This is a genomic window from Colwellia sp. (genome assembly GCF_013215345.1).
Classification (GTDB): domain Bacteria; phylum Pseudomonadota; class Gammaproteobacteria; order Enterobacterales; family Alteromonadaceae; genus Colwellia.
Window position 1 is genome coordinate 1 of the sequence record NZ_JABSOV010000128.1, and the last position, 10435, is coordinate 10435.

7 protein-coding genes and 1 pseudogene are annotated in these 10435 nt (G+C 39.8%); 3 read left to right on the plus strand and 5 right to left on the minus strand.

All coding sequences use genetic code 11. The features are described from left to right. Positions 1-423 (minus strand): annotated as a pseudogene (locus HRT50_RS15475) (hypothetical protein); the annotation flags it as partial. Positions 424-552: 129 nt separating this feature from the next. Then, positions 553-2988, minus strand: coding sequence for a glycerol-3-phosphate 1-O-acyltransferase PlsB (gene plsB / locus HRT50_RS15480; protein WP_291616088.1), 2436 nt, complete (start codon positions 2986-2988; stop codon positions 553-555). A gap of 147 nt (positions 2989-3135) precedes the next feature. Between plsB and HRT50_RS15485 the strand changes: the two genes are divergently transcribed. Then, positions 3136-3609 carry an NYN domain-containing protein gene (locus tag HRT50_RS15485; RefSeq protein ID WP_291616090.1) on the plus strand — a complete coding sequence of 158 codons (474 nt, stop codon included), beginning with the start codon at positions 3136-3138 and terminating at the stop codon, positions 3607-3609. A 29-nt stretch (positions 3610-3638) separates the two neighbouring features. On the opposite strand, the gene HRT50_RS15490 is transcribed toward HRT50_RS15485, so the two are convergent. The 3 genes from HRT50_RS15490 to HRT50_RS15500 form a co-directional block, all read right to left on the minus strand. Continuing rightward, complete coding sequence (locus HRT50_RS15490) at positions 3639-4382, minus strand: TVP38/TMEM64 family protein (protein ID WP_291616092.1); 744 nt, start codon at positions 4380-4382, stop codon at positions 3639-3641. Between the two features lie 20 nt (positions 4383-4402). Beyond that, entirely contained in the window at positions 4403-6580 is a 2178-nt protein-coding gene (locus HRT50_RS15495) for a hypothetical protein (protein ID WP_291616094.1), read from the minus strand. Positions 6581-6644: 64 nt separating this feature from the next. Beyond that, on the minus strand, positions 6645-7343 hold the full coding sequence (locus HRT50_RS15500) for a single-stranded DNA-binding protein (RefSeq protein WP_291616096.1): 699 nt from the start codon (positions 7341-7343) through the stop codon (positions 6645-6647). Between the two features lie 412 nt (positions 7344-7755). Here HRT50_RS15500 and HRT50_RS15505 point away from each other — a divergent pair, with 412 nt between their 5' ends. Next, positions 7756-8574: a class I SAM-dependent methyltransferase gene (locus HRT50_RS15505; RefSeq protein WP_291616098.1), complete on the plus strand. Its 819-nt coding sequence runs from the start codon at positions 7756-7758 to the stop codon at positions 8572-8574. A gap of 128 nt (positions 8575-8702) precedes the next feature. Then, positions 8703-10435, plus strand: a 1733-nt coding sequence (locus tag HRT50_RS15510) for a methyl-accepting chemotaxis protein (protein ID WP_291616100.1), incomplete at its 3' end; no start/stop codon positions are given.

The following is a 10435-nucleotide window of genomic DNA, read 5'->3' on the forward strand; positions in this document are numbered from 1 at the left end:
TACCTTATTTATCGTTGTTATCGTTTCACTTTTAACAGTATTAGTAACCTGTGTCGGTGGTGCTTTATTCATTGGTGTAGTTATCGGCATTGTTATTGCTACTGGCTGATTCAGCAGTCTTTTGGCGGAAACTTTTGACTGCGAATTATCAGATAGCTTTTTAATAGCAATTTTCTGAGCATTTATCTTTTTTGGCGGTTTTATTTCTGTGACAATTTTTTCAGTAGTGATTACTTTTTTCGCGACTTTTTTAACTGTGATTATCTTAGGAGCAGCATATAAAAAGCTTTTGATTACGGTGACTTTAGGCTGTTCTTGCTTGATAACCTTAGGAGAGTTCATTGCTCCGTAAATTAAGGCAATTAATAGTAATAAATGCAGTAGTACCGAGACAATAATGGCAGTGTAAGATCCCTTTAACACAGAGTATTCATGATTTTAATGATAATAACAGTGGCAATAAGTAAAGTTATAGACCAAAAAAAACACCACTGGTTCAATATGCAGGGGTGTTTTTTTTGTCAAAATATGTCTTAAACAGCAGTGCTCGGGCTAGCGGGCGATACTTTGTAATACTTCAATATCAACCAAGTTAATCACTGTGGCTTTTATTTCAGCCATGCTACTACTGGCGATCAGTAAACCATCATCATTTAGTTCAATATAACCTTGCTCTCGAATACTCGCTATCAAGGTTGCTTGCGCACGCTTGTCGGTGAACTCTGGCGCATTAATATTGTTTAATACTGATAATCGCTTGGCAATCGCCACGACTTTAGTTTCTAAATCACGCTTACTTAAAGGTCCTAAACGACTGGTTAGCGAAGTGATAATTGCTAAGCGCTGTAGGCTTTCATCAACACACTCAGCCATGGCGTGAACTTGGCTAAGCAGTACCATATCGTCAGTCAGTGACCAAAAACCAGCTTTGCTCAGTCTCGTGATATCGCTTGCTTGTAAAGCGGCTAATACTTGTTGGGTTTGCTTGGCAACTTGTTCTCTATCTTGATATAAAAATAAATCTTCTTTGAGTAAAGCCATTAACGCTTGTACCTTGCTAACTAACTCGTCTTGATTAATTTTGTTATGTCTATCGAGTAAACGACAAATAAGTGCCGGCAGTACAAAGGTATGTAAAATATTATTACGGTAATAGCGCATTTCCAGCTTGGCGGTATCAGAAAGTGATACCAAGCTACCAAAGCTATCTTCGGTAATAGTCACTTTATTGAGTGAAATAACATGGGCGAGTAACTGGGCACCGGTTTCTTCTGGAATGGTCAGTTGCTCACTAAAAGGTGCTTGGCGTTGTAAATTTAAGAAAAAATCGAGCTGCGTTTCCAACTCAATTTTAGACAACGCTTTGTTTTTGCTGGCATGTAATATCAAAGCTGTTAATGCGACGCCATTCAACGCGGCACTCTTATTGACATTTTCCATTACTTGATTAGCAAGTACATTGACCGTCGGCGTTAACCAGCTCGGTTTTTGTGGATCAATAGGGTCTATTGCGTCTTTCCAATCAGGTACTTGTTTATTTAAAAACTCGTTAATATTCATTGGCTCACCAAAATTTACATAACCATTACCATAGTTACGCAAACTCTTTATGGCTTTTAGTACGCCAAATATCGACTCGCCTTTTTTCTCGCCACCACTTAATTCTTTATGGTAAGTGCCGACTTCCATCACGTGTTCATAACCTAGGTAAACGGGTACTAAGGTTAGCGGTCTATCAATACCACGCAGTAGACTTTGAATGGTCATCGCCAGCATGCCGGTTTTCGGTGCTAATAATCGGCCAGTGCGGCTTCGGCCACCTTCGGTGTAATATTTAACGGCATAGCCACGTTCAAATAAAAGTCCTAAATATTCACGGAAAATTGTCGAATATAAACGGTTGCCACCAAAGCTACGACGAATGAAAAAGGCGCCGCCTTTTCTAAAAACGGTGCCTGCCGGCCAAAAGTTTAAGTTAATACCCGCGGCAATACGCGGCATTACTAGGCCTTCTTGTAAGATAACGTAAGAAAGTAATAAGTAATCCATATGGCTACGATGACATGGTACATAAATGATTTCATGACCATCTTGCGCTAATTTACGTAATACCTTGGCATTGCTAACGTTAATGGCGCTATATAAACGCGCCCATAACCAATGTAAAAGAATTTCACCAAAACGTACCCAAGAGACACTGTAGTCACCAGCAATTTCATTCATCATGGCTAGCGCTTGTTTTTTAACATCTGCTTCGGGTATTTTTTTACTTTTTGCTTCGTCACTGATGATGCGTTTGACCGAAGGATTGGCAAACAATGCGGTGAACATTTGCTTGCGATGCATTAATCTTGGGCCTTTTGCGGCAATGGTTTGACGATGAAAGTGAAAGCGAGCCACGCGTAAAAATTTATGAGCCGCGACTTCATCAGTGCCATGATTTTCAGAGATGTTTCTAAAAGAAAATTCTTCACTAAAACGTACTAAGGTATCGCGACCTAAAAAAAGTACGATAAAAAACTTACGTAACCAATTTGGCGACTCTTGATCCGCAAGCAAGGTACCAATATTGAGGTTCTTGCGCTCTTTGGTTGGTGTACGACCCCATATTAGGTTGGCAGGAATTAATTTTGCATCGAGGTTTTCATCAAGAGCATGCTGATTTAAAAGCTCTACGCCTTGTGCGGTTGCTGTCGTTTTACCGGCTTTGCGCCACGAAAACAGTGGTGTTGGTTTTGCCAAACAAAGTGTGCGCTGAAAAACCTTACCATTAATGGTTACTTGCCCCAGAGGGTCAGGCAGGTTCTGTTTTTTACAAGCATGTTGTAAGGTTAAGAGATCTGACGCTGATTTATGGCGAACGATATAAAAAATAGGCTGACTTGCCTGCTCAGTAATACTATGACTGTCAGTAATAATTTTACTACGGACCAGTAACTTAAGCGGGTATTTTAATAAAAAATAGAAAAAAGAACGTAAAGCCAACATTTTGTATCGCTCGAATAAATAAACTGCTATAAAAATGGGATTTTAGCACCATTAGTTAAAATTGTCTTGGTTTGTGGGGAAAGTGGTAGCACACTGAATCTATTGTCTTTGAGAGCACAAAAGTACCTTTAATTTTAGGAGTTCACATTGAAAAAAATCGCTGTATTTGTCGATGTACAAAATATTTATTACACCACTAGAGATGCTTTTGCTAAGCAATTTAACTACCGTTTATTGTGGCAAGAGTTGATGGCGCAAGGTGATATTATCGTCGCTAACGCTTATGCTATTCAACGCAGTGATGATCAACAGCATAAATTTCAAAAAGCGCTGAAACATATTGGTTTTAACGTAAAACTCAAGCCTTATATCCAACGCCGTGATGGTTCAGCCAAAGGTGATTGGGATGTGGGCATAACCATAGATATTATGGAGGCTGCAGCAGAGGTTGATACCGTTATATTACTTTCAGGGGATGGCGACTTTGATTTGTTACTGCGTAAAGTCCGTGAAAAATATGGCGTAACTACAGAGGTCTATAGTGTAGAAAGTTTGACGGCAAAATCTTTAGTGGATGCGACAGACGTGCACCATAAAATTGAGCAAAGCCTCTTGTTGTAGTATGGGTAACCGACAGAAAACCGCTAATCTTATCTAGCTTTTGCTTTATGCTTTCTCACTAAATAAGCCGTTAACAAAAGCGCAATAACAAATAAGGTCACGCTAGCTATTAGTTCATTTTGTGCCCCTAACCGTATACCGCTGCCAGCAAGGGAAAATATTATCATTTGTGGGATAAAACCAACAAAAGAGCCACTGACATAAGCGGGCATTGATACCTTGCTAACCCCAGCAATAATATTGGTTAGGAAATTACTACCTAAAGGTAATATACGGATAATGATGGCTTTTAAGAACGTTTGTTCGCCAAGAAAAGCCGATAATTCTTCCAGTTTACTTGGGTATTTACCAGCAATCTTGTCGCTTAATAGATAGCGGGCAACACTAAAGGTAATTAGACAGCCGAGTGTTGCTGCCAATGTCGCTATAATCATGCCGATAAAAGCACCTAAGTTAATCCCCGCGACTAACGCGGCAATTTGCCTAGGTAAGCCAATACTGGTTGCCAGTGATAAAAATATAAACAGTAATAGGGTATTAAAAGACGTTGAGCTGTCTTCTTGCTGCCAGTTAAACTGTTCAACTAAGGCAATTGTCCACTGGCTTAAGCTAAAGCCAGTCTCTGTTAGCGCTGTGTTAGCCGTTGAAGTCAGTGCTGGTGTATGTACCAGCCACTGATATAAGCCAGTCATCACAATAATTATCATGATGAGGCTCGCCAGTATTTTAATGGTACTGGCGCGGGAGGAAAATTGGATAAACTTAGAAAGCATTATTATACCAAGTGAATGAACTACTCTGCTTTATTTAAACTGTCTAACAGCTTGGCTTTGGCTTGAGAAAATTCATCGCTACTTAAAAAACCTTGTTGCTGTAGTTTAACTAATTTTTCTAAGGCATTCACTAAATCTGTTTCTACTTTAGCAGCTTCTATCGTTGTGGTGTCATGATGGTTAGCTAAAGTGATGCTAGCACTATCTTGCTGAGGAATTCTTGTCTCAGTCATTTGTGCTCGGCCATTAACTGCTGCAGGAGGTTGAGGGTGGGTCGCAGGTCTAATAATCTCTGCTTGTGTATGCAGCGGCGTATCATCATGGGTCTTGTGCTCTGCTAGGGCAATCTCTGCGGCAGTGATTTTAGGTTTTAACGAACGCTCCTCGGTATGCTCGCCATTGATCTCCGCAGCAATTTGCCAGCACCAGTTAATAACATCATCAACCACGGCAAAATAACTATTTTTGGTTATTCTATCGCTGCCTTTGCGTAGGTATAAACAAATGATGTACTTATTTTTTTCACCGGTATAAATGTCGAAGCTTATGCGTCTAACTTTACCATCGACCATTTTATTCACTTGCTCTTGATGAAATATCTCACGCAGCGCTTGTTCTTGTTGGTCATTAAAACCATGACCAAGCGTGGTGTTAATGGTCGCAATAACTAAATCACCCAGTAAAAGATGACACTGCGTAATATCCGTTAGGGCAATCGTGGTTTCTGCTTTGTGTTGGTGACGTCTAAATAAATTTAAAGCTGACTTATCACCGGTAAATGCTAAGTTAGCGAACTCTCTGCGGACAAAGGATTTAGCTGAGTTTTGTCGGATGTTAACTTGGTAAAAAATATAACCAGCCAGTAAAACAATAGTGATAACAATAAATAAAGTCATGCCATCAATTCCGTCTTGGTTTGTATCATAGTTATTTGGCATGTAACCTTGAATTATATCTTGCTGGAATAATTGATAGATAGCGCCAGTGTCTTCATTGAAAAAAAGCAATTCGCCACGGTTATCACGAAAGAGCGTCAGTTGATTGGCAATTAATGCAGCTTGCTGTAATTGCCATTCTAGTTGCGGTGGTGATAGTGTTTTTTGTCGTTGTTGTATACCTAAATTAGTGGTGGAGTTACCATTTGCTAATGAACTGAGTTGCCATTGTTGCTTGTTTTGCGTAAGCAGTAAGAGTTTGTTGCGCAAGGACGGCGCATTTTGACCTCGGTACACTAACAGGCTATTGGCAGTTAAAGGTTTTTCATTTTGGTATAAAAACTTTTTAGGTGAGGAACTCCGCCAATCTTCCCCGCCATAGCTATAAGATAACCAATGTTTCTCGGTGTCTTTATAGTGATATAGATGCGAGATCAGCAACTTATTCGAGTATTTGTCAGGCCAAATAAATTGCTTTATTTGCCCTGCGCCTAGTAGGTAAATGGCATTTTCAATTTTCTCTTTAGCGAAAAAAGGATTGCTATCAGGTACGCTATAATTTCCCGTGGCAACTCTTTGTGGATGTATACGTAAAATAGCACCAGAATAAAGTGGGTATTGTTTTAATTTTTGGTTTTGAGCAAGCGCAATATAGAGCTGAGAAAAATCATCATGCCATGACTTGCTGTAGGGGTTAAAGCTCAATTGATTAATGCCATCTTTTACGCGGGCAATAGCGACTCTTAATACTTCACGTTGACTTGAAATATCGACTTGCCTAGTTGGGGTTAATTGCCATTCAGTAACCACAGCATCAAAAGATAACTCCATAGTGACAGCGGGCTCTTGTATGCGTTTGGCTCTGCTGATGTCAAGACCTTCCTCTACATGAGCGGTATAGAAAGTACCATAACCGTTTTGATCACGTAGGGCAAAATTGGGATGTAAAGTAAAAGCGCTCAATTGCAGTATTGGCACTTGAGCTGAAACCTTCTGCAAATCCAGCAATAAAGCAGTGTTTTTCGGGTTATCTTGCTCTAGCTGATAAATTTTGCCTTGTTGATTAGCAAGGTAATAATATTGGCTGTTGCCAGGTTGCTCAAGTAGCTGAATCCACTGGCTCTGCTTACCCTTAGCGTGAGGAGCTTGCGCGATTTTTTGTAATAGATATTGATTGGCTCTATTGTTAGCATTGCTGTTGTTAGTTAATAGCAGCAGGCATAGAGGAAAAAATAAAAGTAGTGTTTTTTTTACTGTAAGCATTGAGTTGAGTCATCCATAGTTCAGTATCTTGCTAACGATTTCGTTTTTTTCTTATTTGGTATGCCTAGGTGCCTTTAAATAAATGTACGTTTTTTATCTCAATAAACTGATCTTTGTTAGCACCGCTGGTGTAACTTAATTTTCCCTCTAACATCAGTTCATCGCCAATATTGCCATGTTCAGCTAAATACAGCGCTTGTTTACCCCAAGCATGAATAGCTCGCTCTATTGAAATAGTCTGCCACACTTGTTTATCGGTATTATAAATATGCTGATTAATAACAATGTTGGCTTGAGTTATATTTTTATTCTGTTCGGTTAACATCAGCTTAGGCTGTGATATTAATTGCGCACTACAATGCACTTGGTTAATTGCTTGAGTATAGCCTTTACTGAATTTTTGCACGAAATTAGCGTGCACTATACCCGAGAGACTAGTATTTTTATCCGTTGCAGCTGGCTTAATATTACTTAAATAACCATGCAGTAAGATAATGTCACCTTTATTAGCATGTAACAATGCCTGCTCTACCAACTCACCTTCCACCTTCACATGGTGGTAGCTAGTCCACTCTTTATATTTATTAGTACTTTTATCTAACCATTTACTCGATGTTGCTAACACAATCTCAGTCACCGCGGTGGCAGGATTCGCGCGATAACGAATATCTGGTGTTGCCACTAAATTACCCAACAAGGTTACGGCACAAAGCTGCGGGCTTGGTGTCGATATGTGTTTATTAACTGCATCTGATAATGACAAAAGTTTTTCCTGTGAGATTAAAAAAGTATACAAATTACTCAGTTATCTATTATCACTTTGTGTGATTAAAGGAGCAAGTGTTTATATTTTAATATGAAAGCACTGTAATTGTTAATTTTTTGTGAACTATTTCAGTTTAGGCGTAGTGATTTAATAATGGTTATTCCCTATTTCATTACTATATAATGAGGATAATATTTTAGAGTTATACCAGTTTCATTAAGTTTGTGATCTTGTTGTGCGCTGGAAAAATAAATCAAAGCAAGACGCTCGATTGACCAATAGCTGGCTATTGGGATTGAGAGCAACGCAGCCTTGGAGAATTTTAACCAGCACAAGTGGGCAATAATTTAATGACATTGGTATTAAATACAAAAATCTTGTCTTTCTTGGACAAGCACATAGGAAGCTAATGAGCGCAACTATTGCCAGCGAATACCTTAATAACATCGCCCTAGGTTATGTCGACAGTGTCGATAGCGAATACGCTAAACGACTGGCCAAAAAATGGCAGTTTAATTATCTGGGGGATGTTGCCGCTGCCAAGAAACAGCCGCAACTTGAGTATATCTTGCAAATGCATCACCACGCACTAGAGTTGTGCAAGTTAGATGAACCTAAACTCGGTGCTATTAAAGTCGATTTTGTTGAAGGTGCAGTTGCTCACCGACGTAAATTTGGTGGTGGTCGTGGTCAAGATATTGCCAAAGCTGTAGGCTTAAAACATGGTTTTAAACCCCATATTTTAGATGCTACCGCTGGTCTTGGTCGCGATGCTTTTGTCTTGGCTGGCTTGGGTTGTAAGCTCACCTTATTAGAACGTATGCCTGTCGTGGCTGCACTTTTATATGACGGTATTGAGCGCGCGAAACTCAATCATGAAGTTGCCGATATTGCTAATAACATGCAGTTAATTCACGGTTCCTCCTTAGAGGACATGGACTTAGCTAACGCGCCTGATGTGGTCTATCTCGACCCTATGTATCCTCACAGGGAAAAATCTGCCGCGGTAAAAAAAGAAATGCGCATTTTCCAATCCCTTGTTGGTGAAGATCTTGATGCAGATGGTCTGCTTGAACCAGCACTCGCGCTAGCTAAATACCGAGTTGTAGTAAAACGACCAAGTTATGCACCACCATTGGCAAATAAAAAACCGTCGATGAGCATTAACATGAAAAAAAATCGTTTCGATGTTTATGTTAAGCAAGCCATTCCAAAGCCAACTACTTAAGCTGGACTCAATTTAAGAGATAATTAACAGCATCATCCCTGTTACATAAATCTGTCATATTTATGTAACCTTATTGTCATAATAATAAGTGATTATTGCCTTTAATTTATTTTAAAGGCATCCATGTCATGCGCGTTTCTAGCTTCTCCCGCTTGTCTGTTTCGGCAATCAGTATTTTTGCGGCAATCTTTCTGGCAACCATGTATCACGTTGGTGAATCTTTAAGTAAAAGCCAAGCGCAATATAAGGGCTATCAGGCACTTATTTCTTTAACGACCGTTGAGTTTAATCGCACCATAGTTAAGTATTTACAAACTGGTGATGCAGCCTTGCTGAATAAGGCGCAAAAGCAATTGACTAATATAGTCAAACAAACACATAGTTTGAATATCGATAAACTCTCTAAGCAAATCGACACGCAAGCCAAGGCACTCGCTTATAATATCAACACTAAATTTCGCGCCATGGGTAAGTTAAGTGGCGATCCCTTAGTGCTCTTGCGTAATGGTGAACAAGCAATGCTCGCCATCAATAATCATCTAGCTAGTTATGTACAAGTTACAGCAGTATTACCGTTACAGGCACAGTTTAATTACCTTATTAAAACCCAAGCTATAGGGAAATTATTGGCGGATTTAGTTAGTGCCCGAGAAGCTATTTTTACCAAGCACCAGGGTAATATTCAATCGATAAACCCCATACTAAAAGAACTGCAAAGCCTAGGTCGCTTCTTATCAGTACAGCCGGCGTTAGCTATTTATCAAGAAGGTGATAGTGAGGAACTTGATGATGAAGACTTGTTTGGTGATAGTGAAGAGCCGGAAGATTTAAGTATTGAAGCTATCAGTGAATTACAGTCATTATTTAACCGCTATCAGCACGAATTAGAAAACACCCTAGCTCAGCAACAACAAAGGCAGATGGGCTTAGCGCTATTAGCTAAGCAAGTGGGCAATATTGAAAACGCTATCATGCAAGGTGAAGCGGATATATCCCAACAGCAGGAGCAGATGAATGAGCAGCTTTATTTTATTGTCATTGGGCTGTTAATCTTTTTAGTTGTTTTTCTTTTAGCAAACTATGGCTTACAACGTAATGTCATCCTTAAGCCATTACGGAATTTACGTGATAGCTTTGTACAATTAATGGTGCAGGGTAAAGTAGATAATATTACCAATATTGATAAAAGTACTGAGTTTGGTGAGATATCAACCAGCTTTAATCATATGGTTAATAAGCTAGCGCAAGACGATAAAGACAAAGCAGAGCAACTTGATTTGGTGGCCAAAGCCTTAACTACCATGGAAAGTCAGGTTAAAAGTATTTACCAGTCATCGCATACTACCAGTGAGCATGTACAAGGGGCGAGAAAAATTATGCAAGCCTTAGGTGAGGCAACCGAAACCGTTAATACGCTTTCAGGACAAGTGGTTAACAATGCCCAAGCAACTAAACAAGCGATGGCAGTGAGTCAGCATCATGTTGCACAAGTGCTGGCGGCCAGTGAATCTACCAATTTAGCGGCAAAGGAAAGTAAAGGCGCCATTACTTCACTGTTTCACTCTGTTAAGTCGGTTACTTCTATTGTTGATGTTATTAGCGCCATCGCCGATCAAACTAATTTATTGGCACTGAATGCTGCTATTGAAGCGGCAAGGGCAGGTGATCATGGCCGAGGGTTTTCCGTGGTCGCTGATGAAGTTCGCCAACTCGCGGGGAAAACACAACAGTCACTGAAGCAAATCACAGCGCGCTTAAATCTATTACAAAGCGCCAGTAACTCGATTGAAGGCATCATTAATGACATTGAAAAGGCCTCACACAAGCAACGTATTATTGCCGATGAATTGCAAGAAACATC